The sequence below is a fragment of the Flavobacterium sp. genome, assembly GCF_035456225.1.
GTDB lineage: Bacteria > Bacteroidota > Bacteroidia > Flavobacteriales > Flavobacteriaceae > Flavobacterium.
The window spans coordinates 1-22,680 of the sequence record NZ_DATIDM010000113.1; the positions used below are offsets into that span (position 1 = coordinate 1).

Here is a 22,680-nt window from a genome sequence, read left to right on the forward strand (position 1 = left end):
CTGAAAATGATTTAAAACGCTGGAGCCATTTGGATTTGGCAAAAGATACCGTCCCGGGAATGAGCGTGGATAAGGCTTATACCGAATTACTCAAAGGTAAAAAAGGCACGAAAGTAATTGTCGGAGTTGTGGATTCCGGTATCGATATTGACCATGAAGACTTAAAACCATCCATTTGGACTAATCCGAAGGAAATCGCCGGAAACGGAAAAGACGATGACAACAACGGTTACATCGACGACATCCACGGTTGGAATTTCCTTGGAAATGCCGAACATGAAAACATGGAATTCGTGCGCATCATGAAAAAAGGCGATGACGGATCGGATACCTACAAAAAAGCCAAAGCAGAATACGATAAAGGCATGCAGGAAGCCCAACAGGGTAAAATGCAGGTGGATTTTATCATTGCCGGCGACAAAGCCATTGCCGATCATCTGAAAAAGAAAGATTACACTTTGGAAGATGTTCAGAAGATCCAAACCACAGATCAGACTTTGTTACAATACAAAGGGATGATGACACAGATTTTAGCACAAGTCGGCTCCAAAAAAGATTTCGACAAAGAAATCGAAGAATACAAAGACCATGTATATGGAGAGATGAATTATCACTTAAACCTGCAGTTTGACGGCAGAAAAGTGGTAGGCGACAATCCGGAAGACCTTAACGATAAAAAATACGGAAACAACAATGTTATCGGCCCTGAGAAAAAAGGCGCAAAACACGGTACGCACGTAGCGGGAATCATCGCGCAAACCAGAGGCAACAGCCTGGGTGGTGACGGTGTGGCAGGCAACAATGTGCAGATTATGGCTGTACGAGCCGTACCGGATGGGGACGAGTACGATAAAGACATCGCATTGGGTATCCGTTATGCGGTAGACAACGGTGCTAAAGTCATCAACGGTAGTTTCGGAAAATATTTTTCAACACATCCGGAATGGGTACACGATGCCATTAAATATGCGGCTTCAAAAGACGTTTTGGTAATTTTCGCTGCCGGAAACGAATCTTATGATTTGGATACGATGAACAAATATCCAACCGATTCGTACAACAACCAACCTGAAATTTCCAACAACGTACTAATTATTGGGGCTACAGCACCTACATATGGCACGGATATGGTGGCAAGCTTCTCCAATTACGGAAAAAACAGCGTGGATATTTTCGCTCCAGGAGATAAAATCTATGCTACTACGCCAAGCAATTCCTACCAGTACCTGCAGGGAACTTCTATGGCTTCTCCGAACGTAGCCGGTGTTGCCGCGCTGATCCGCTCGTATTATCCGAGTCTGACAGCAGCACAGGTAAAACAGATTATCATGGATTCCGGAACCCCACTGACCAATAAAATAAAAGTAGGAGAAACCGAAGACATAAAGCCATTTAACGAAGTTTCCAAATCAGGAAAAATAGTAAATGCTTACAACGCCCTGTTAATGGCATCCAAGATGGCTAAAAAATAATTATATTTGACAAATGTATAATCGGAAGGGAAAAATCCCTTCCTTTTTATTTGATTGAAAATGAAAAAATACCTTTTACTGTCGTTGTTCGTTACCGGCGTTGTGTCTGCGCAAAACAACCCTAATCCGGGATACTGGCAACAACACGCTGATTACAAAATGGAGGTTTCCATGGATGTGAAAACCTACCAATACAAAGGAAAACAAACCTTGGTCTATACGAATAATTCACCGGACACTTTGCGCCGCGTGTATTATCATTTATTCAACAATGCGTTCCAGCCGAACAGCGCTATGGATGCCCGTCTTAAAAGCATCAAAGACCCGGACGGACGCATGGTAACTAAAGTAAAAGTCGGCGATAAAGAAATCAAGGAAAGCCGCATAGCCGCTTTAAAACCAAACGAAATAGGATTTCTCAAAATCACAAACCTGAAACAGGACGGTGTGACTGCCAATAATAAAACAGTCGGAACCATTTTGGAAGTGGATTTAGCAAAACCTTTATTACCTCATGCCTCAACCACTTTTACTCTGGACTTTAACGGACAGGTGCCGGTACAAATCAGACGTTCAGGACGCAACAACAAAGAAGGCGTAGAACTTTCCATGTCGCAGTGGTATCCTAAAATGGCGGAATACGATTTCGAAGGATGGCAGGCCGATCCATATATCGGAAGGGAATTTCACGGTGTCTGGGGGAATTTCGACGTAAAAATCACCATCGCCAAAGAGTACGTTTTGGGTGCTACGGGATACCTGCAGAACAAAAACGAAATCGGACAAGGCTATCAGGACAATGGTGTAGTTGTGACACTTCCGAAGAAACAGAAAAATTTAACCTGGCATTTTATCGCGCCAAATGTACACGATTTCACGTGGGCGGCTGATAAAAATTATCTGCACGATATCGCACAGGTTCCAGGTGGCGCTACCATTCATTTCCTGTATAAGAACAATCCGAAAATCATCGATAACTGGAAAAAATTACAGCCAGCAACCGTTAGACTGATGGAAATCTACAATACCACCGTAGGCAAATATCCGTATGACCAATATTCGGTTATTCAGGGTGGTGATGGCGGAATGGAATATGCGATGTGCACCCTTATCCTTGGTGAAGGCACTTTCGAAGGGTTGTTGGGCGTTACCGCGCACGAAATGGCGCATTCCTGGTTCCAGCACGTCTTGGCTTCCAATGAGGCTAAAAACAGCTGGATGGACGAAGGATTCACTACTTGGTTGGAGAACTACGGTTTAAATGAAATCGCCGATAAAAAAGTCGAAAATCCTCATGAAGATTCCTATAAGGGTTATTATTCCCTTGTAAAATCAGGCAAGGAACAGCCGCAGACCACGCATGCCGACCGTTATGACGAAAACCGTCCGTACAGCATTCAGGCGTACAGCAAAGGAAATGTTTTCTTATCGCAATTGGAATACCTTATCGGAAAAGAAAACCTGATGAAAACCATCAAAAGATATTATGTCGACTATAAAATGACCCACCCTACTCCCAACGACATCAAACACGTGGCGGAAAAGGTTTCAGGGGCTAATTTAGACTGGTATCTGACGGAATGGACAAAAACCACCAATACGATCGATTACGGCATCAAATCGGTGGAAGAAAACGGGAAAAACACCAAAGTAACGCTCGAGCGCCTAGGAAGAATGCCAATGCCTCTAGATATTGTGGTAACGTATCAGGACGGTTCACAGGAAAGTTTCTATGTGCCGCAGACACTAATGCGTTGGAACAAACCAAACCAAACGTCGTTAAAACGAACAGTTACCGATGGCTGGGACTGGGCCTACCCTACTTTTGAATTTACCATCGGCAAAGAAAAAGGAAAAATCAAATCTATCGTGATTGACCCAAGCGGACTCATGGCCGATTTCGATAAAGCGAATAATGTTTACAACAAATAACAACAAAAGCTGTCTGAAAAGGCAGCTTTATTTTTTTATGAACTTTTCCACTTGATATTATGAATTTTATTCAATATACAGGTATGGGCAATATATCCCCGCTTCGGAAAATCACCCTACTTTGAGTTACATACTAAAATAAAAAGCTACCGTGTGGGCACAAATGTTATACATAAATCATTTGGCCACAGATGATACGGATTAAACTGATTGGCACAGATTTTTTAGAATAAACTAAAAAATTGGTGTAAATCTGTATAATCTGTGTGCAATTTTAGATGTGTCAAAACGGTAGCAATAAAGAGGCGATATATAAATAAAATTACCCGTATTTTTGTTTTCAGACTACAAACCCACAATGGAAAAGAAGCATTCCCACTTCTGTTTTCATTTCGCACATGAACTTCGTATCTTTGCCACTGAAATGAGAAACACCTATCCAAAGCACGAAAAGCTGAAAAGCAAAACCACGATCGATTTACTGTTTTCCGAAGGGAAGTCGGTGTCGAAATACCCATTGCGTTTGGTGTTTGTCCCGACAACCCTCGAAAACGAAGAACGTCTTAAAATGGGGGTTTCGGTTTCTAAAAAATATTTTAAAAAAGCTGTCGACCGAAATTATTTCAAAAGGGTACTGCGTGAAACCTATCGCCTGAACAAATCATTGCTTCTGGACAACATGCAAGAACCTTATGCCTTTATGTTTTTCTATCAGAGCAAAGAACGGCTCTCCTATCAGGAAATAAATAAAAAAACCATCCAGCTTTTTGAAAAGTTTATCGAAGCGACCAACTCCGATTCCAAATAATTACGGATCAAAAACACTTTTTCTTACAGTTTTTGCGTTACTCATTAAAAACCAAAAGCTTATGAGAACGATCCTCTTTTATTTATCACTATTGCTTATTCCGATATCCTGCAAGGAAGCAATCGCTGAAGATGCAATGATGGCCGTTGCGGTTGACTCCGTTGCGGTTGAAGATACTGATGCCATAGTAGAATCTGCTTTGCTTTCTCCGCCGCCTCCCAGCGACTATTCCGAGAAAAAAATGGAGACTGCAAGTCTAGTCGAAAAGGAAGATATTCAGCCCAAAATTATTAAAACGGGACGATTGCGCTATGAAACAGCCGATCTTGAAAAATCCTTTTCATCTGTAAAAAAAGCCATAACCAATCACAAGGCTTCCGTTCAGAGTGATGTTTCCGGAAAAAATGATGATTATCTATACAGAAATGTCACCGTCCGCATCCCGAGTGCTTCTTTCGATGTTTTCATAACAGAAATCAGTCAGGGCGTGAACCACTTTGACCGCAAGGAAATATCCTCCGAAGACGTTACCGAAGAATACATTGACGTTCAGGCGCGGCTCAATGCGAAAAGAGCGTTGGAAAAAAGGTATTTCGAATTATTAGGCAAAGCCACCAAGGTCTCTGAAATGCTGGAAATCGAGAGTTCGCTTTCTGAAGTCCGCGAAGATATCGAGGCTAAAGAAGGACGTTTAAAATACCTTCAGAGTCAGGTTTCCATGAGTACGGTCGATCTGGAAATGTACACCAACATCCCGTCCGAAAGCGGTGCTACGGCCTCATACGGAGGAAAAATGGGCAATGCCCTCAAAGAAGGTTTCAACAACATTGCAACTTTCTTCTTAAGAATGTTAAACATTTGGCCTTTTATCCTTATTTTCGTGATACTCTTCTTCCTTATCCGAAGACGACGCCAAAGAAAAACGACTTAAAATGCTATCAGTACTAAAAAGAAAATACGTCCTCCCTGTTTTGGCAGGCGGATTTTTATTTGTGGGGGCGAGTTTCAAACAAGATTTTTTTGAAATCGCCAAGCAAATAGAAATTTTCACCACACTTTTCAAAACCGTAAACCAAAATTACGTAGACGAAGTGAACCCCGGCGAATTAATGGACAAGGCAATCAAAAACATGCTGGCCGATCTGGATCCGTACACCAATTATTTCAACGAGCAGGATGTGGCGCGTTTCAAAATCAATTCTACCGGAGAATATACCGGTATCGGTGCCATGATCAACCGAAAAGAAGGCCGCTTGATCGTGGTGGAACCCTACAAAAATTTCCCAGCCGATAAAGCCGGACTAAAAGCCGGAGATGAAATTATTCAGATTGGCGATGTAAATCTAGTGGATTTTAAAGAAGACGCAGGAACACTTTTGCGCGGGGCAAAAAACACCAAAGTGGACATCAAATACAAACGTCAGGGTAAACTGATGACCACACAAATCACATTGGACGAAGTAGAGGTAAAGGCCGTTCCATTTTATTCCTTACTTTCTGATAAAACAACGGGGTATATCGTATTGTCCCAGTTCAACACCAAAGCTTCCTTTGAGGTAAAAGAGGCGCTGACCAAACTGAAAGGGGATGGTGCCACCAAAATAATCCTCGATTTACGTGGAAATCCGGGTGGTTTATTACATGAAGCCGTAAACATCTGCAACCTTTTTGTTCCTCAAAACGAAGTGATTGTAACTACAAAATCCAAAAACGAAAAACACAACAACACCTACAAAACACAAAGGGCTCCGGTAGATTTGGAGATTCCGCTAGTGGTTTTGATGGACGGGAAAAGCGCCTCGGCCTCCGAAATTGTAGCCGGCGCTTTACAGGATCTTGACAGAGCAGTAATTGTTGGGACGCGTAGTTTTGGAAAAGGACTGGTGCAACGCCCTTTAGATCTAACCTACGGAACACAGGTAAAAGTTACTATTTCAAGATATTACACACCTTCCGGAAGATGCATCCAGGCGTTGGATTATACGCATAAAGACAAAGACGGAAAGGCCATCCGTACCGAATCCAAAAACTACAACGCTTTTAAAACCCGAAAAGGAAGAACGGTTTACGACGGCGGAGGCATTCAGCCCGATGTGGAACTGTCGGAGGCCAAACAAAGCACCATCGCCGCTGCTTTAATGAAAAACGACGGTGTCTTTAATTTTGCCACGGAATATTATTATAAAAATCCGAATTTAGGGACTGCCATCCCGGTTCTGACCGACGCCGATTTCGCAGCTTTCAAAGCTTTTCTCAAGAAAGATAACTTTCAGCTGGATACCGAAACGGAAATTGCACTGAAAAACACCTTGGCTACTGCCAAGAAAGAAAAAATAGACGAATCCATAGCGGTGGAATACCAGCAATTGCTTTCTGCCTTACAGCGTAGCGAGGAAAAAGAACTCGAAAAAAACAAACTTGAAATCAAGGAGTTGCTGTTGGATGAAATCATTAAACGCTATCAGTACAGAGAAGGATTGTATCAGTATTACACGAAAAGCAATGTTGAAATTTCCAAGGCTGCATCGATTTTAAACAATACCGCGGAATATAATAAAATTCTTAAAAACTAAATTTCGTATCCTTTTTAATCCAGCAATGCTTTTTTATGATAATTTTGCCTTTTATTTCTAATTTTTAATATTGTGAGTTCACACAGCAGCAGCCACCTTAACAAACTGACTCTAGGTGGTTTAATTGTAACCTTAGGGATTATTTACGGAGATATTGGTACTTCTCCACTTTACGTAATGAAAGCCATCATTGGCGAGCAGGCAATTAATTCCGACGTCGTCCTTGGTGCCATTTCCTGTATTTTCTGGACACTGACTTTACAAACTACATTCAAATATGTAATCTTAACGCTTCGAGCGGACAACAAAGGGGAGGGAGGGATTTTCTCGCTGTACACTTTGGTTAAAAAACTAAAGAAAAAATGGCTGATTGTTCCCGCTATCATTGGGGGAAGCGCCCTTTTGGCCGATGGAATCATCACGCCGCCCATTTCTGTATCGTCTGCCATTGAAGGGTTAAAGACCTATAACCACGATCTGAACACTATTCCCATTGTTATTGCCATCCTGTTTGTCCTTTTCTTTATCCAACGATTTGGAAGCAAGTTTGTCGGAAAGTTCTTTGGCCCGATGATGCTGCTTTGGTTTGGAATGCTGGGCGTATTGGGATCGATTCATCTTTTAGGGAATATAGAAGTACTTAAAGCTTTAAACCCTTATTATGCGATTCATCTGCTGCAGGTGCATCACGAAGGATTTTATGTTTTAGGATACGTTTTCCTTTGTACCACCGGGGCAGAGGCGTTATATAGTGATTTAGGGCACTGCGGGATCAAGAACATCCGTATCAGCTGGATTTTTGTAAAAACCATGTTGGTCATCAACTATTTCGGACAAGGGGCTTACCTGATTGCAAACCAGGGAAAAACATTAGTTGAATTGAGCGGTAGCGAAAGTAACCCGGGAAACCCGTTCTATCTGGTAATGCCGGACTGGTTTCTGCCTTTCGGAATTGCGATTGCCACATCGGCGGCTGTTATTGCATCACAGGCTTTAATCAGTGGTTCGTTTACCCTGATTTCGGAAGCAATGCGCCTGAACTTATGGCCAAAAGCCCGCATTAAATATCCGACAGAATTAAAAGGGCAATTGTATATTCCATCCATCAACTGGTTGTTATTTGTTGGCTGTGTGTTCATTGTCGTACATTTTGAAGAATCCGGAAATATGGAGGCCGCGTATGGTTTGGCAATCGTACTTTGTATGATCATGACCACCATTTTACTTGGTTTCTTCATGGTTTTAAAACGTTACCATCCGGTTTTCATCATTGTTGTACTGGCAATGTATTTATCGATTGAATTTTCCTTCTTCATTGCAAACATCAATAAATTCCCTCACGGAGGTTATGTATCCGTATTTATTGCCGGTTTATTGGCGTTGGTCATGATCGTATGGTTTACCGCCAAGAAAATCAGGAAAGAATATACGGAATTTGTCAAAATAGACACTTTCAAAAATGTAATTTCCGATCTGAGTAACGATCTTTCCATACCGAAATATGCTACGCATTTAGTTTATTTAACTAATGCGGAAATGAGCCATGAAATTGAATCAAAAATTGTATATTCGATTTTACAAAAAAGACCAAAACGCGCTGATATCTATTGGTTCGTACACGTGAATGTAACCGATGAGCCGTATGAAATGGAATACCGCGTGCGCGACGTGGTAAAAGACGACATCATCCGTGTGGATTTCTATTTAGGATTCCGTGTGGCACCTCGCATCAACCTGCTTTTCAAAAAAGTGGTTCAGGATATGGTAAAAAATGGGGAAGTCGACATCACCAGCCGTTATGAATCCTTACAACGCAACAACGTGATTGGGGATTTCAAATTCGTACTGATTGAAAAATTCATGTCTTATGACAACGATTTTCCTTGGTACCGAAGAATAATTTTAGATCTTTACTTTTTATTGAAAAAAGTCAGTTTATCGGAAGAAGAAGCATTTGGATTGGACAGCAGCTCGGTAAAAGTAGAGCAATATCCGATATTGATCAATCCGCCTGCAGACATCAATTTACATCGAATTAAAGACCGTAGCCATCATTAAGATGAAAAAAATAGTTTTCTTTTTATTATTGCTTACCCATTTTGCACAGGCGCAGGAGGAGGTTGTACATTCCGTATATTTTGAATTTGACAAATTCAGCCTTGACGAAAAACAGGCCAATGAAGTGGTCGCATTCGTAAAAGCAATCGACACTGCCCGAATTGAGAGCGTACAAATTTATGGCTATTGTGATGATCGGGGGAAAGACGCTTACAATTACAAACTTTCAAGCAACAGGGCCAATACCATAAAAGCCAAATTGATCGAAAAAGGGATCAAAAACGTAATTATAGTAACCATCGAAGGAAAAGGACGCATCTTGATTGATGACGATATCGTTGAAAATCTTCCCGAAGTACGCCAGAAAAACAGACGTGTCGATGTGGTGATGAATTTCAAACCGGTTCCGCCAAAACCCATACCGGGAGTTTATAAAGACATCAAGAAAGATTTGATCGTAGGTGATCGCATTTATCTCGAAAAGATTTTATTCGATAACGGAAGCAGTAAACTTACTTCTAAATCCAAGCAGGAATTGGAAAGAATTGCCCGTATCCTTCACAAATACAAAAACATTCAGTTTGAAATTCAAGGGCATATCTGCTGCACGCCAACTTTCCAGAGAGAGGCCATCGATAAGGATACGCGCAAGAGAATGCTTTCCATAAACCGTGCTGAAGCGGTATATAAATACCTTATCTTCAAAAGAATCGACAAGAACAGAATGACCTACAAAGGCTATGGAAACACAAGGCCCTTAGGAAATGGTCCGGATCAGGACAGACGCGTGGAACTGGTTATTACGAAAATCTAACAGCTTATGAAGAGGCTTTTTACTTTCTTTTTTTTATTCGGTCTAACGTTGAGTTATTCGCAGGAACTGACTCAAGTGAAAACCGATAAATATTCCGTTTATTTTGACTTTGACAAGCACAAATTAACCGACGAAGAAGATAAAAGGCTTAACGATTACATAAAAAGCCTTGGAGACATCGTAATCCTTTCCATTGGGCTTGAAGGTTTTTGCGATGACAGGGGAAGTATCGAGTACAACAGGGCATTATCCAACCGCCGTGCCAAAACCGTATCCGATATCCTTCAGGAAATTGCTTCCAAACAAAAAAACGTGGAAGGAAAAGGGAAGATTGATTTACGAATTACCGAGCTCCAACTTAACGATGACGAATTGGATGCCACCCGACAATTGAACCGAAGAGTCGACATTTACCTTGAATATTTCCATAACGACTTCATCGACCTTAGTAAACCAAAAGACTCGGTGCCTTCAAAGATACAGGTAGAGAACCGTCAGCTTCGTCTAAAAACTTTCGAGGACAAACCGCTTAAAGTAGGGGACATCATCAAATTAAAAGATCTTTATTTTGAAGGTGGGCGCGCCGTTTTGTTGAGAAAATCAGAAAAACAGCTGGAGAAACTGCTGAACGAACTAAAAAACAATCCGAATTTCAAATTCCAGATACAGGGTCACGTTTGCTGCATTGACACACAGTATTTCCGTGATGCGGTGGATGAAGATACCGGTATAAACAACCTGTCCGAAGCAAGGGCCAAAGCTATTTTTGCGTATTTAAAAGCCAACGGAATTCCGGAGGAGAGAATGACCTACAAAGGATTTGGCCGTGATTATCCTTTGGAAGGTGCCAAGGAACACAACAACAAACGCGTGGAAATCTCCATTACCAGCATAGATTAGCCTCTTTTCATTTCGATGTGCGGAATGTCATCTTCCAAGTACATTTCACTCGTTTGCACAAACCCATGGCTTTCATAGAACTTCTGCAGGTAGAGTTGTGCCGAAATCGAGATATTGGATTCACCAAAGTGCACTGAAATTCCCGCTATGGCTTCCCTCATGAGATCATGACCCCATTTTTTGTCGCGATATCCCGGTTTTACAATCACTCTCCCGATGGAAGCTTCCTCGAAATAATCCCCCGGACCAAACAAACGCGCGTAAGCCACCAGAACACCATCATAGGTTCCTAAAAGATGTAACGCTTTGTCATCTTTGCCATCAATGTCCTGATAAACGCAATTTTGCTCCACTACAAACACTTCTGATCGCAGTTGTAGTATTTGGTATATTTCGGAAGCAGAAAGGGTCTTAAATGGCTTTATTTCGAATTTTGGCTTCATTTTTTTTCGGTTTTAGGAATTGTGTGGATTTTATTATCGATTCCAATTCAAAAATCATGTCCCTTTTCGTACTCGAAGGGTTGTAAACAAATCCTTCTACAATGATATAGCGACGGTTGGGTGAATCTTTTATTACATAATTCAGGAAAGGGCCGTTCATGAAATTGTTTTGCAATTCCCAGGTTCCTCGCATTTCAAAAGCGGGTTTATCATCGATCCGTGTTTTCGAAATGTAAGGGTAGTAACTTTCTTCGGTCTGCATACTGGATTTATCGAGCATGCCATGTATGTATTTTTTTCCTATGGAATCCCGGATACGAATGACATTATCGACAATACTGCCTTTTTTGAACGAAGAAAGGGGAACCTGATAAATCAGCAGGCTGGAATTACCCGAAGGAATGTCTTTTTTAAGCCAAGCGAATTTATGCTTCAATAGGGCGTAGGAGAAATCCTCGGGAATCTGAACGGTGATATTGAACTTCTGCCTGATTTTCTGATCGTTAAACAACGCCTTGGCGGTGGCTTTCTGATTTTCGATAATCTCGGAATAATTGATACTGCCCGTTAAAGTAGGCGAATGCAATTCGATCGTTTCAATGATTTCGTTCCAATTGTGGCCGCTGATGTAAAAGATGTTCTGTGGTACGGCATATTTATCCATTACATGTTTGAACTCGGGATGTGCCGCTTTGGAAATGACAACGATATTTCGGGCAAGCCGAACATTGCTGTTAAAAATTTTTGGTGAATACTGGTTAAGAGTAAACAACGGTTCTTCTTCCTGAAGGCCATCCACCGGAGCGGCCAGTTTTTTTCGGAGTACATCACCAACTTCACCGTTCCATAAAACATCGTCGATGATTACGGAAACCGAATTGATTTTACCGGTAGATACGGGCAAAGCCAAACTGTCCTGTTTAACAGATTTTTTGCAGGCTATGGAAAATAGCAACAGGAACAGGCCGAAAAAAAAATTCGCTTTTCTCACAGTGTTGTTTTGAAAAGCGAATTTACTAAATTATCCGTTGATTTTGAGTTTCATTCCGGGTCTGATATTGTCCCCTTTTATACCGTTCAGTTTTTTGATCGCATCTACAGTAGTTCCTTGTTTTTTGGAAATGCTGATTAATGAATCACCGGACTTAACGATGTATTCTCTGATTTTATCTTGTTCGCGTTTACGAACTTCTTTTTTAACCTGTTCTTTTTCGGTAACAGTTTGAGCCACGGTTTTGGTTTCGATGGCTTTAACTATCAGTTTCTGTCCCAACTGAAGGCTTTCGTTTTCCAGTTTATTCATTTCTTTCAACTGGGCTACCGACAAGTTGTGTTTTTGTGCGATTTGCGTCAGATTATCATTTTTCTGAACCACATAAGTTGCTTCCGAAGCGGTTTCGTTTTGCTCTTTAACGTCTTTGGTTTCATCCGCTTTCACAATGGGTTCTGAAACTTTCACCACATCGGCTTTTTTCTTTTTAGCCGATTTGTCAGCCACCATAACAGTGGTTTCGTATTGGATTTTTAATTTCTGACCAGCATTAACCCCGGAACCTTTGATCTTGTTCCATTTCTTCAGTTCTGATGTTGAAACATTGTTTTTATCCGCGATTTCAGAAAGGTTGTCTCCGCGTTTTACGGTATAGTACTTGATTTTGGTCTTTTGAACCGCTTTGGTGATTACTTCTTCTTTATCAAAATCAGAAGCATCACTGTTGGAGGCTATCGCAGTCTGTGTAGTATCCGAAACAATAGTTCTCGGGGTTTTCACTTTAAACTGCTGTTTTTCCCTTTTGCTTTCTTCGTAATCAACATAAGCATACACTTTGTCTTCATTTGAGGTAAAAATCGCTAATTTGTTTTTAGGCAAACGGATATAATGCGCTTTATCGGAAACAAAAGGAACCACGTTACGCTTGTAAATCGGATTTAAAAAACGAAGTTGTTCTTCCGGCATGTCTAACAAATCGGCAATCTGTTTGAATGTCATTTGTTTTTTAACCATTACCGTATCGGTTTCGAAATAAGTAACTGATGCTCTTTTAGGAACAATTCCGTGTTCTTTTCGGTATTCATAAACATACATCGTGGCATAAAAAGCCGGCAGGTAACCCTGTGTTTCCGGATGCATGAACTTTCTTATGTTCCAGTAATTCGTTTGCCCACCGGAACGACGAATCGCTTTGGAAATATTTCCGGGTCCTGTATTGTAAGAAGCCAGAACCAAATCCCAGTCACCGAAAATTTTGTACATGTTGGTGAAATACTGGCATGCCGCTTCGGTAGCTTTTAATGGATCATAACGCTCGTCAACATACGAATTCACTTCGAGATTGTACTGCTTTCCGGTTTCATACATGAACTGCCATAAACCGCTGGCACCAACTCTTGATTTGGCTAACGGATTCAAAGCCGATTCAACAATCGCCAAATATTTGATTTCCAAAGGAAGGTCATATTTCGACAAGCTGGTTTCAAACATCGGGAAGTAATATTCCGATAACGCCATCAGACGCTCGAAAGCACGCGGACGGTTTTTAAGAAACGATTTAATCACATTTTCCACCGTTGGATTATACTCCACATGGAAAGGGGATTTTTCATCCAATTTTTTCAGACGTTCTTTTAAAAGGTCCGTAGACAAATTATAAGCAACAGATTCCGCAGAATTAGTTTGTGCCAGTTCCGATTGCATTTCGTCAAAAAGTTCCTGGTTGTTCAATTCCTTCATCCACATTTCGTCGATGCGATTGCTGATTTCATTGTGCACGAAAGTCGCTTTAATAGAATCAAGGTAGGATAGCTTTGGGAACGGCTGCGTAATCTGAAACTCTTGTTCGGCTGTTTCCTGGGCTAGTGAAGCCAGGGAAAAAATTCCGAAAATAAATGAAAATACTCTTGTCCTGTTCATATTTCTCTTTTATTAATCCACTACTATTCAATCATTTACGAGCAATGCAAACATAATAGCTAATAACTGATAAAATCAAAAAATATTGTTAAAAATTGAAAATTAATTTTCTATCGCTGCAATTCCGGGTAATGTTTTTCCCTCCAGCATTTCTAACATAGCCCCGCCTCCAGTGGAAACGTAGCTCATTTTAGGTTCCAATCCGAACTGTTTCACAGCGGCAACAGAATCACCGCCACCCACTAAAGAGAAAGCGCCTTTTTTGGTAGCTTCCGCGATGTAATTACCCAAAGTGATTGTTCCGTTGGCGAATTTATCCAATTCAAAAACACCCAGCGGACCGTTCCAAAGGATCGTTTTTGAATTATTGATTACATCTTCTAACGCTTCCAGGGATTTCGGACCCACGTCAAGACCTTGCCAACCGTCCGGAATAGCGTTAACATCAACAATCTGTGTATTGGCATCGTTCGAAAAAGCATCCGCTGCTACCACATCCACCGGTAGGTGAATCTGAACATTTTTTGCCTTCGCTTTTTCCATGATCTCAAGCGCCAACGTCATTTTATCGTCTTCACAGATGGAATTACCGATTTTTCCGCCCATCGCTTTGATGAAGGTAAAGGTCATTCCGCCACCAATGATCATGTGGTCTATTTTATCCAATACGTTTTCGATAACCGTGATTTTGGAAGACACTTTAGATCCTCCAAGCACAGCTGTTACCGGTTTTACAGAATTATTCAATACGCGGTTCAAACTTTCAATTTCTTTGGCCAGCAAGGTTCCGAAACATTTGTGTTGCGGAAAAAACTGGGCAATGATCGTAGTCGAAGCATGCGCTCTGTGCGCCGTTCCGAAGGCATCATTCACGTAGATGTCTCCCAATCTCGCTAATTTTTCGGCAAAAGCCACATCGCCTTTTTCTTCTTCGGCATAGAATCGAAGGTTTTCCAACAACAATACTTCGCCCGGTTGCAATCCGGCCACAGCGTTTTCAGCAATTTCCCCGATACAATCCGTTGCGAATTTAACGGGTACACCTAAAACTTCAGTTGTTTTAGCAACAATATGTTGCAATGAATATTTGGCTTCAACGCCTTTAGGTCTTCCCAAATGCGACATCAAAATCACACAACCCCCCTCTTTTAAAATTTTATCGATCGTAGGTTTTGCAGCTTCTATTCGGTTCGCATCGGTTACGTTAAATTGTTCATCCAACGGTACGTTAAAATCGACACGGATAATGGCTTTTTTTCCTGCAAAATTAAAATCGGTAAGGGTTTTCATTGTGTAATATTTTTGTTGTTTGTTTACTCTTTAATCAGCAAATATACGATTTTTCTTTTTTTAGCTTTTTTTCCAATTCAATTTTAGCAATTTCTTATTTCTTGACCGTCCCGCTTTTCACCCTTTTCAAACTGATAAATCGTTGAAACACTTTAAAAAACATAAGAAAAAACAGGCTGTAAAAAGTAGTCGATTAGCAGCTGTTTGTTTCTTGCCCTGATTAAACTTTCTGTTATCTTTGCTTCATGCTATTTCAAGAAATTTTAGGACAACAACACATCAAAAGCCATTTAACGAAAAGTGCCGATTCAGGCCGTATTCCTCATGCGCAATTGTTCGTGGGGCCGGAAGGGTCGGGGACTTTGCCTATGGCTATTGCTTATGCGCGCTATATTTTGTGTTCCAACACATCGGGAGAAAACACTAACGGAAACGAAGCCTGTAATCTGAAATTCGAACATTTTTCCCACCCCGATCTGCATTTTGTTTTTCCGGTGGCCACCAACGATGAAGTAAAAAGTCATCCGGTAAGTGCGAATTTCATGAAACATTGGCGGGAATTCGTAACCGAAAATCCGTACGGAAGTTTGTTCGACTGGCTGAAATTACTTGGGATCCAGAACAAACAGGGGCAGATAGGAGTGGACGAGGCCCAGGAAATCATGAAGGCCCTTTCGCTTAAAGCCTATGAAGGCGGTTACAAAGTGATGATTATCTGGATGGCCGATAAAATGAATACTGCCACCTCCAACAAACTTTTGAAATTACTGGAAGAGCCGCCGCAAAAAACGGTATTTCTGTTGGTTACCGAAAACCAGGATGACATCATGCAGACGATTTTATCGCGTTGCCAGATGCTGGATTTTCAGGGTCTGCCGGAAAGTGTGATTGCCGATGCCTTGGTTTCACGTGAAAACATCGAAGAAAAACTGGCCTTGAGAATAGCGCATCAGTCACAGGGAAATTACAACAAAGCGTTACATCTGCTTCATAAGGATGCCTCGGAATTTCCTTTTGAAGAATGGTTTGTACAATGGGTGCGCGCTGCCTTCCGCGCCAAAGGAAATGCGGCCGCCATTTTGGATCTGACCAGCTGGAGCGAAGAAATCGCCGGAATCGGGCGCGAGGCTCAGAAACAGTTTTTGCATTTTTGTGTGGAAATGTTCCGTCAGGCCTTACTGCTGAATTATCAGTCGCCATCGCTGGTTTACATAGAACCTACAGTGGATAAATTCAAACTGGAAAATTTTGCGCCTTTTGTAAACGGCAACAACATCAACGAAATATTCAAGGAACTTTCGGATGCGATTTATCACATTGAACGCAACGGAAATGCCAAAATTATACTGACCGATTTGTCGATAAAACTGACCCGTTTAATCCATAAAAAATAATCGCATGACCAATACCGATATTTTCGGAACACTCATTTTGGCTTTTTTGGCATTGACGTTCCTGCATTCCAGCTATGAAAAAATTACCGAATGGAAGGAAACCGTTGCCGGACTGAACGAGCATTTTAAAGCGACATTCATCCGAAATCAGGTGCCGGCCGCATTGGCATTACTGCTGCTGACTGAAATTATGGCGGGAACCTTGTGCCTAGTCGGGATTTTTCAGTTGATCGCAAACGGAAACACAACCATTGGTCATTACGGTGCCGTTATGTCCTGCATTACGTTACTTCTGATGCTTTTCGGACAACGATTGGCCAAAGATTATGATGGTGCACGGACTATCGCCATTTATTATATCCCGGCTATTTTAGCCGTATATTGGCTGTAAACTTTTAATTTTACACAACACCGAAACCCTTTAGCCCCGACAGGAGCGGCATCCTTTTGTGGAGTGCTAACGGAATAAAAGATAAAGCGGATGGCGGGAACAGGGATTGCAAAAAAGCCCGAGCCATTCCGCTTCTAAAATTCGTAAACTTTATCATGTCCGGGCGATTTCACGGGTATTTTCCCAAATCTTCAGTCTATTTTCTTGCCTCTGTTTACTATTTTAGACTCGCCTTAAACAACCGCAGTTCGTCCCAGCTGAATTTATCCCCGTGAATGTCTTTCAATTCCCCAAGACTTTCCCCTTTGAAATCATAAAAAGCTTCGCGCAGGGCTGCGATTTTATCATCGGGTAAAATATCGTGCAGTTCCATTATTTCCATCTGGATCAACTTCGTAAAATGACTGAAAATGGTGCCAGGCGTGAGTTTACGTATTTTAGCAATTTCATGGATCGAATGGTTTTGTTTCCACAGTTCGAGCGTTTCTTCGATCGTTGCTTTTTTTGGTTGTTTGGTTTTTTTCGCTTTCGGCTCATAATACGATGCATCGTCATCGTCATCAAGCAATGCGGCATTACTCGCGCGGAACTTTTCGGCTACGGTAACCAATTTGTTGATTTTGTAGTTTTTAGCTTCGTCGGATAATAAATTCTGCTTCGAAATTTCTTTGCCTTCCGAAATGATTTTCAACAACAAAAGTGCTTTTTTGAGTTGGAGTACCGTTTTGATCTGCAGTTCTTCCAACACCAGGAGTTCGTCATAAAATGCTTTTACCTTCTTGACGCGTTTGATTTCTTCTATTTTAAGCAATAGTTCTTCCACGGCCGAATCCAAGGGCGTAAAGAAATAATTATAGGCCGCCTCACAGCGCTCCCGGATAAATCCAATATCAACCGATTCCGCGGAAAACAATTTATACAACTGACTTTGGAATTTTAGCGAAGCATCGCCCAGTTTTGCCATTCGTTCCGCATTGGATTCCGCCCAGTCTTTGTGCTTGGATTTTGGCGATTTCGGGGCTTCCTGTTTGTAACTGAAAGTGTGATTACGCCATTCCTGAATCAGAGTCCTTAAATCGAAACTGGAAATCAGCGTGTTAGACAGGTATTGTTTTGTTTCCGATGTGAGTGACTCGAGCAATACCTCTTCCGTAGCTTTGTTGGAAGCATATTGGAGGACATCCTCATCAGAGGAAACGCCATTCATTCGCAGCGGAGAAAGCAAAATAAGCCCTTTTAAGGAACGCAAACGCGAAAGAGCCACATAGGCTTGCCCGGGAGCAAAAACCTGCGATACATCCAATACAGCTTTGTCGAACGTAAGTCCCTGACTCTTATGGACGGTGATTGCCCAGGCCAGTTTGATAGGAAAGTGCGTAAATGTTCCCAAAAGTTCTTCTTCGACTTCCTTGGTGTTTTCATTGATTTTGTATCTGATGTTTTGCCATTCATAGCGTTCCACTTCAATGGTTTTGTTTTCATCGGGGAAGTGAACGAGAATTTCATTTTCCCCTAACGATTTTATGACACCCATTTTTCCGTTGAAAAACTGTTTTTCGTACGATAAATCGTTTTTGATAAACATGATCTGGGCACCCACTTTCAATTGCAGATTAGGATCCACCGGATAAATTTTTTCCGGAAACTCATCGACAATCAGTGGTTTATAAGTGAATTGTTTACCTTTTAAACTTTCAAGCGATTCCGAGTTAATGGCATCGGCCTTCGCATTATGCGTGGTCAGGATGATGTAACCGGTATTTTCTTTAACATCAAAACCAGGTTTCACGAATTGGTTTAAAACCTCAATATCGCTTTGGGTAATTGTATTGTACCGGAGGTTATTCAAAACCGAAATGAATTCATCATCCGTCTGACGGAAAATCTTATCCAATTCGATGTACAAAGGCGGAAGTAGCTGCATTACATGCGAATGAAAAAAGAACATGCCGCGGTAATATTTCTTCAATACCTGCCATTCCTCATTTTTTACAACAGGTGGTAATTGTAGTAAATCTCCTATATATAATACCTGAACACCGCCGAACGGCCGTTCATTTCGGCGTACTTTCCGCATCATGAAATCCATCGCATCCAGCGTGTCGGCTCGGAGCATACTTACTTCGTCAATTACGAGCAGTTCCATATTACGGATGACCGCACGTTTTTGGGCACTCATATTGAAATGGCGGGTGAGTGAGGATTGCGTTTCGAATTTTACCGTTTCGGAAAAATGGGGTAGTGGCTTTGTATCAGGAACAAAGGCCGCAAAAGGGAGCTGAAACATGGAATGAATCGTAACCCCACCGGCATTTAATGCGGCAATCCCCGTTGGTGCCACAACGACAGTATTTTTATGTGTAGTGGCAATGATTTCACGAAGCAGTGTGGTTTTACCCGTACCGGCTTTACCTGTAAGAAAAATTGACTTATTGGTCTGATTGATAAACTTAAGCGTAAAAGAGGCAGCACTTGAAATTTGTTCCATATGGCGTATAAATTTAGAGCGTGAAAGTACTAAAAAAACAGATGCGCAATAAAAAAAGCCTCCGTTTGGAGGCTTTCAAATTATTTTTTTTCTTCTTCTGTTTTAGCTGGTTCCGGACCTTTATAGTTGTCATTCAGCTCTTTAATAAGAATATCGGTGATATCATAACCGTCTTTAGCGTAAAGGACCGTAGCCGACATTTCGCCTGTACCGTAGATGTAATCGTAACCATTTTTCTTACCGTATTCTTTGATGTAGGTTTTGATTCGTTTTACCAAGCTGTCGTTTTCTTTACCACTTTCCTCTTGCAGTGTACGAATCATAGTTTCCTGCTTCATGCCTAACTGTTGTTCTCTTTTTTGAAGTTCTGCGCCTTTTTGCTGTGCCCAAGCCTGTCCTTTTAGTTGTGCATTTTGTTGAAAAGCAGCAGCCTCACTTTGGAATTGAGACGCTTCACCGCGAAGTTCGCGACCCATTTCTTCAGATTTTACTTTGTATTTATCTTCTATGCTTTTGGCTTCCTTATTTTCTTTCAACAGTTTTGAAATATCTACATAAGCTGTTTTTGTTTTTTCGGCGGAAGCAGATGGGGTTTCTTTATTACATGAGATGATTGCCAAAGAAGCAATTGATAGTAAGATCAGTTTTTTCATTTTATAAATCGGTTAATTTTTATGTAAAAGTAATAATTCCTTTCAAAGTTCCAAATTTTGAAAAATTTCATGATTTTAAAACCAAATTTTCCAACAAAAGGTAATATAAATTTTATTTATCAGAATAAAAACCTTTATAAATCCGTTTTATTAAAACCGGATTCATATAAAGCCTTTTAAGGTGTTTTTAAAAAATTAGTAACTTTTGATATATTTGAGTGTATTTTCGTTTAAAAGAACGCCTGAATTTGATTTTTAGTCGTTTTTGATCACGTAAATGTGTGAAGAATACTCAAAATTGCGCTTCGCTTTCAGATTTGACTGCAATCCGATTAAAAATCCGCTGATGAAATTCATTTTTCCGGTTTTGTATTTTTCGGATAAAAGCGAAACATAAAAACTGTCAAAAACCATTGGGAGTACTTTCACAAGTTTCATGTTTTGGTTTGCAAACAATTTTTCGATTGAAATTTTTGAGAAATGCCAAAGGTGTCTCGGAACATCGTAAGCAGCCCAAAATTTTCCGTAATACTGTGCATCAAAAGATTTATAATTTGGAACAGCAATAAGTAACGTTCCGTCAGGTTTCAGCAAACGCTTTAACTCAAAAATGTAGTTTTCCAAATCGGGTACGTGTTCCAAAACGTGCCACATGGTAATCACATCAAAGGAATTATTTTCTAAAGTTGTTAAATCTCCAGCAAAAGAAACGCCTTTTCCCATTGCAATCGTTTTTGCTTTTTCACTCGGTTCAATACCAACACAATTCCAATTTTGATTTTTTGCTTCCTGAAGAAAATCTCCGGTTCCTGCGCCAATATCTAAAAGTTGTCCTTTTTGTGGTTGCAGGGAAGTAATCAAAGCCACTTTATCCCGAATGGCTTTACGTTTTATAAAATGATATGCTTTTTCAAACAACGAACGTTTGCCATCGGTGTGGGAAATATAATCGTCACTTTCATAATATTTCGGAAGATTTACTGTCGAGGGTTGTGGATGTGTTTTTAAAAGCTGTAATTCTTCATCCAGAAGCAACTCGAAATTTTCTCCGGAAACCGAATAATCTTTAACGCTGATAAAAACGTTATCGTTTGAAAAATTCATTTATAAAATTATTTTTTTTGAAGGTTCTCTTTATTTATAAGGGTTTGCGCCGTAGTTTCACGTGGAACATTCTTTTAAGTCACAGTGAACAGTCACAGTGAACAGTTTTTATACTACGCACTGAGACTGCGACTGAATACTATATTATCTTCCCATATGGATTAATAGAATGGAAATATCGGCAGGGGAGACCCCGCTGATACGAGACGCCTGTGAAATCGTAACTGGTCGTATTTTTTTTAATTTTTCACGTGCTTCGTAAGACAGCGATTTTACCGAATCGTAATCGAAATTCTCACGAATTTTTAAATCTTCCAATCGGTTCAGTTTATCGGCATTACTTTTTTCTTTTTCAATGTATCCGGAATATTTCACTAAAATTTCGGCCTGCTCGATAACTTCGCGATCCAAATTGTGTTCTGCGATGTAATCCGTTACTTTTTGGAATTTTACAAAATCTTCCAGATCCAATTGCGGTCGAGAAAATACTTTGAACATTTTATCCGGTTGCACCATAGGCGATGAACCCTTGCTTTCCAGAATCGGGTTAGCCTCTTCGGGTTTAAGACTAGTTTCTTTAAAGAAATTTACAAAGGCTTCCGACTGGTCGCGTTTTTTTTCCATTCTTCGGATACGTTCTTCGCTGGCCAAACCAATTTCAAAAGATTTTGGTGTCAAACGATCGTCGGCATTATCCTGGCGTAATAACGTTCTGTATTCCGCTCTCGAAGTAAACATACGGTACGGCTCTTCGGTTCCTTTGGTAATTAAGTCGTCGATAAGTACTCCAATATACGCTTCGTTACGTTTTAAAATAAATGGATCACGTTCCTGCGATTTCAAACCGGCATTTATTCCGGCCATCAGTCCTTGCGCGGCAGCTTCTTCATATCCGGTAGTACCGTTGATCTGTCCTGCAAAAAATAATCCTTCAATTAATTTAGTTTCCAGGGTATGTTGCAATTGCGTAGGAGGGAAGTAATCGTATTCGATGGCATAACCAGGACGGAAGAACTTTACATTTTCAAATCCTTCAACAGAACGTAAAGCTTTAAACTGTACTTCTTCCGGAAGCGAAGTAGAGAATCCGTTCACATACACTTCCACCGTATTCCATCCTTCCGGTTCCACAAATAATTGATGACGGTCCTTATCGGCAAAACGATTGATTTTATCTTCGATGGACGGACAGTAACGCGGGCCTAAACTTTTAATACGTCCGTTAAACATCGGTGAACGATCAAAACCTTCGCGTAATAAATCATGAACCAATTCGGAAGTATAGGTCATGTGACAATCCTTCTGAAGGGTTAATGGTTTAATACGTTCTAAATATGAAAATTTATCCGGGTTAGTGTCACCGGGTTGAGCAATCATTTTTGAATAATCCAACGAGCGTCCATCCACACGGGGAGGTGTACCTGTTTTCATTCGACCAGATTCAAAACC

Annotated in this window: 18 protein-coding genes; 10 read left to right on the forward strand and 8 right to left on the reverse strand. The window is 40.8% G+C overall.

Annotation, left to right across the window (positions count from 1 at the left end; genetic code table 11):
* The 8 genes from VLB74_RS06925 to VLB74_RS06960 all read left to right on the forward strand — a co-directional run.
* The coding region (locus tag VLB74_RS06925) for a S8 family peptidase (protein ID WP_325202730.1) at positions 1-1,472 on the forward strand (1,472 nt) is incomplete at its 5' end.
* A gap of 60 nt (positions 1,473-1,532) precedes the next feature.
* Positions 1,533-3,404, forward strand: a complete 1,872-nt coding sequence (locus tag VLB74_RS06930) for a M1 family metallopeptidase (protein ID WP_325202731.1) — start codon at positions 1,533-1,535, stop codon at positions 3,402-3,404.
* A 424-nt stretch (positions 3,405-3,828) separates the two neighbouring features.
* Positions 3,829-4,212: a ribonuclease P protein component gene (gene rnpA, locus VLB74_RS06935; protein WP_325202746.1), complete on the forward strand. Its 384-nt coding sequence runs from the start codon at positions 3,829-3,831 to the stop codon at positions 4,210-4,212.
* Between the two features lie 61 nt (positions 4,213-4,273).
* Positions 4,274-5,143 carry a DUF4349 domain-containing protein gene (locus VLB74_RS06940; protein WP_325202732.1) on the forward strand — a complete coding sequence of 290 codons (870 nt, stop codon included), beginning with the start codon at positions 4,274-4,276 and terminating at the stop codon, positions 5,141-5,143.
* 1 nt (position 5,144) lies between these two features.
* Positions 5,145-6,785: a S41 family peptidase gene (locus tag VLB74_RS06945; protein WP_325202733.1), complete on the forward strand. Its 1,641-nt coding sequence runs from the start codon at positions 5,145-5,147 to the stop codon at positions 6,783-6,785.
* A 69-nt stretch (positions 6,786-6,854) separates the two neighbouring features.
* The gene (locus tag VLB74_RS06950; protein WP_325202747.1) at positions 6,855-8,843 is read left to right on the forward strand and encodes a KUP/HAK/KT family potassium transporter; all 1,989 of its coding nucleotides are present in this window, start codon (positions 6,855-6,857) and stop codon (positions 8,841-8,843) included.
* Between the two features lies 1 nt (position 8,844).
* Positions 8,845-9,657 carry an OmpA family protein gene (locus tag VLB74_RS06955; RefSeq protein ID WP_325202734.1) on the forward strand — a complete coding sequence of 271 codons (813 nt, stop codon included), beginning with the start codon at positions 8,845-8,847 and terminating at the stop codon, positions 9,655-9,657.
* A 6-nt stretch (positions 9,658-9,663) separates the two neighbouring features.
* Positions 9,664-10,557 (forward strand): OmpA family protein, encoded by an 894-nt coding sequence (locus tag VLB74_RS06960; protein WP_325202735.1) that lies wholly within the window; start codon positions 9,664-9,666, stop codon positions 10,555-10,557.
* On the opposite strand, the gene VLB74_RS06965 is transcribed toward VLB74_RS06960, so the two are convergent.
* The 4 genes from VLB74_RS06965 to VLB74_RS06980 all read right to left on the reverse strand — a co-directional run bounded on the left by VLB74_RS06965 (position 10,554) and on the right by VLB74_RS06980 (position 15,201).
* On the reverse strand, positions 10,554-11,000 hold the full coding sequence (locus VLB74_RS06965) for a GNAT family N-acetyltransferase (RefSeq protein ID WP_325202736.1): 447 nt from the start codon (positions 10,998-11,000) through the stop codon (positions 10,554-10,556). The genes VLB74_RS06960 and VLB74_RS06965 overlap by 4 nt on opposite strands.
* Positions 10,969-11,910, reverse strand: coding sequence for a DUF4837 family protein (locus tag VLB74_RS06970; protein ID WP_325202737.1), 942 nt, complete (start codon positions 11,908-11,910; stop codon positions 10,969-10,971). The genes VLB74_RS06965 and VLB74_RS06970 overlap by 32 nt, the downstream gene beginning before the upstream one ends.
* A 111-nt stretch (positions 11,911-12,021) precedes the next feature.
* Positions 12,022-13,911: a LysM peptidoglycan-binding domain-containing protein gene (locus VLB74_RS06975; RefSeq protein ID WP_325202738.1), complete on the reverse strand. Its 1,890-nt coding sequence runs from the start codon at positions 13,909-13,911 to the stop codon at positions 12,022-12,024.
* A gap of 102 nt (positions 13,912-14,013) precedes the next feature.
* Positions 14,014-15,201, reverse strand: a complete 1,188-nt coding sequence (locus VLB74_RS06980) for a phosphoglycerate kinase (RefSeq protein WP_325202739.1) — start codon at positions 15,199-15,201, stop codon at positions 14,014-14,016.
* Between the two features lie 245 nt (positions 15,202-15,446).
* Here VLB74_RS06980 and VLB74_RS06985 point away from each other — a divergent pair, with 245 nt between their 5' ends.
* A complete protein-coding gene (locus tag VLB74_RS06985) occupies positions 15,447-16,595 on the forward strand; it encodes a DNA polymerase III subunit (protein WP_325202740.1) in 1,149 nt (382 codons plus the stop codon).
* Positions 16,596-16,599: 4 nt separating this feature from the next.
* Positions 16,600-16,986, forward strand: coding sequence for a DoxX family protein (locus VLB74_RS06990; protein WP_325202741.1), 387 nt, complete (start codon positions 16,600-16,602; stop codon positions 16,984-16,986).
* A 217-nt stretch (positions 16,987-17,203) separates the two neighbouring features.
* Here the strand turns inward: VLB74_RS06990 and VLB74_RS06995 are convergent, their stop codons facing one another.
* The 4 genes from VLB74_RS06995 to mnmG all read right to left on the reverse strand — a co-directional run.
* Entirely contained in the window at positions 17,204-19,474 is a 2,271-nt protein-coding gene (locus VLB74_RS06995) for a helix-turn-helix domain-containing protein (RefSeq protein ID WP_325202742.1), read from the reverse strand.
* Positions 19,475-19,554: 80 nt separating this feature from the next.
* On the reverse strand, positions 19,555-20,127 hold the full coding sequence (locus VLB74_RS07000; RefSeq protein WP_325202743.1) for an OmpH/Skp family outer membrane protein: 573 nt from the start codon (positions 20,125-20,127) through the stop codon (positions 19,555-19,557).
* A gap of 255 nt (positions 20,128-20,382) precedes the next feature.
* Positions 20,383-21,231 (reverse strand): class I SAM-dependent methyltransferase, encoded by an 849-nt coding sequence (locus VLB74_RS07005; protein ID WP_325202744.1) that lies wholly within the window; start codon positions 21,229-21,231, stop codon positions 20,383-20,385.
* Between the two features lie 144 nt (positions 21,232-21,375).
* Positions 21,376-22,680 (reverse strand): tRNA uridine-5-carboxymethylaminomethyl(34) synthesis enzyme MnmG (gene mnmG, locus VLB74_RS07010; RefSeq protein WP_325202745.1); only part of this gene is annotated, 1,305 nt, incomplete at its 5' end.

Excerpts from the sequence above, each read along its gene's own strand:
- VLB74_RS06930 (WP_325202731.1), top strand. The coding sequence starts at position 1,533 with ATGAAAAAATACCTTTTACTGTCGTTGTTCGTTACCGGCGTTGTGTCT.
- rnpA (WP_325202746.1), top strand. The coding sequence starts at position 3,829 with ATGAGAAACACCTATCCAAAGCACGAAAAGCTGAAAAGCAAAACCACG.
- VLB74_RS06940 (WP_325202732.1), top strand. The coding sequence starts at position 4,274 with ATGAGAACGATCCTCTTTTATTTATCACTATTGCTTATTCCGATATCC.
- VLB74_RS06945 (WP_325202733.1), top strand. The coding sequence starts at position 5,145 with ATGCTATCAGTACTAAAAAGAAAATACGTCCTCCCTGTTTTGGCAGGC.
- VLB74_RS06955 (WP_325202734.1), top strand. The coding sequence starts at position 8,845 with ATGAAAAAAATAGTTTTCTTTTTATTATTGCTTACCCATTTTGCACAG.
- VLB74_RS06960 (WP_325202735.1), top strand. The coding sequence starts at position 9,664 with ATGAAGAGGCTTTTTACTTTCTTTTTTTTATTCGGTCTAACGTTGAGT.
- VLB74_RS06965 (WP_325202736.1), bottom strand. The coding sequence starts at position 11,000 with ATGAAGCCAAAATTCGAAATAAAGCCATTTAAGACCCTTTCTGCTTCC.
- VLB74_RS06975 (WP_325202738.1), bottom strand. The coding sequence starts at position 13,911 with ATGAACAGGACAAGAGTATTTTCATTTATTTTCGGAATTTTTTCCCTG.
- VLB74_RS06980 (WP_325202739.1), bottom strand. The coding sequence starts at position 15,201 with ATGAAAACCCTTACCGATTTTAATTTTGCAGGAAAAAAAGCCATTATC.
- VLB74_RS06985 (WP_325202740.1), top strand. The coding sequence starts at position 15,447 with ATGCTATTTCAAGAAATTTTAGGACAACAACACATCAAAAGCCATTTA.
- VLB74_RS06990 (WP_325202741.1), top strand. The coding sequence starts at position 16,600 with ATGACCAATACCGATATTTTCGGAACACTCATTTTGGCTTTTTTGGCA.
- VLB74_RS06995 (WP_325202742.1), bottom strand. The coding sequence starts at position 19,474 with ATGGAACAAATTTCAAGTGCTGCCTCTTTTACGCTTAAGTTTATCAAT.
- VLB74_RS07000 (WP_325202743.1), bottom strand. The coding sequence starts at position 20,127 with ATGAAAAAACTGATCTTACTATCAATTGCTTCTTTGGCAATCATCTCA.
- VLB74_RS07005 (WP_325202744.1), bottom strand. The coding sequence starts at position 21,231 with ATGAATTTTTCAAACGATAACGTTTTTATCAGCGTTAAAGATTATTCG.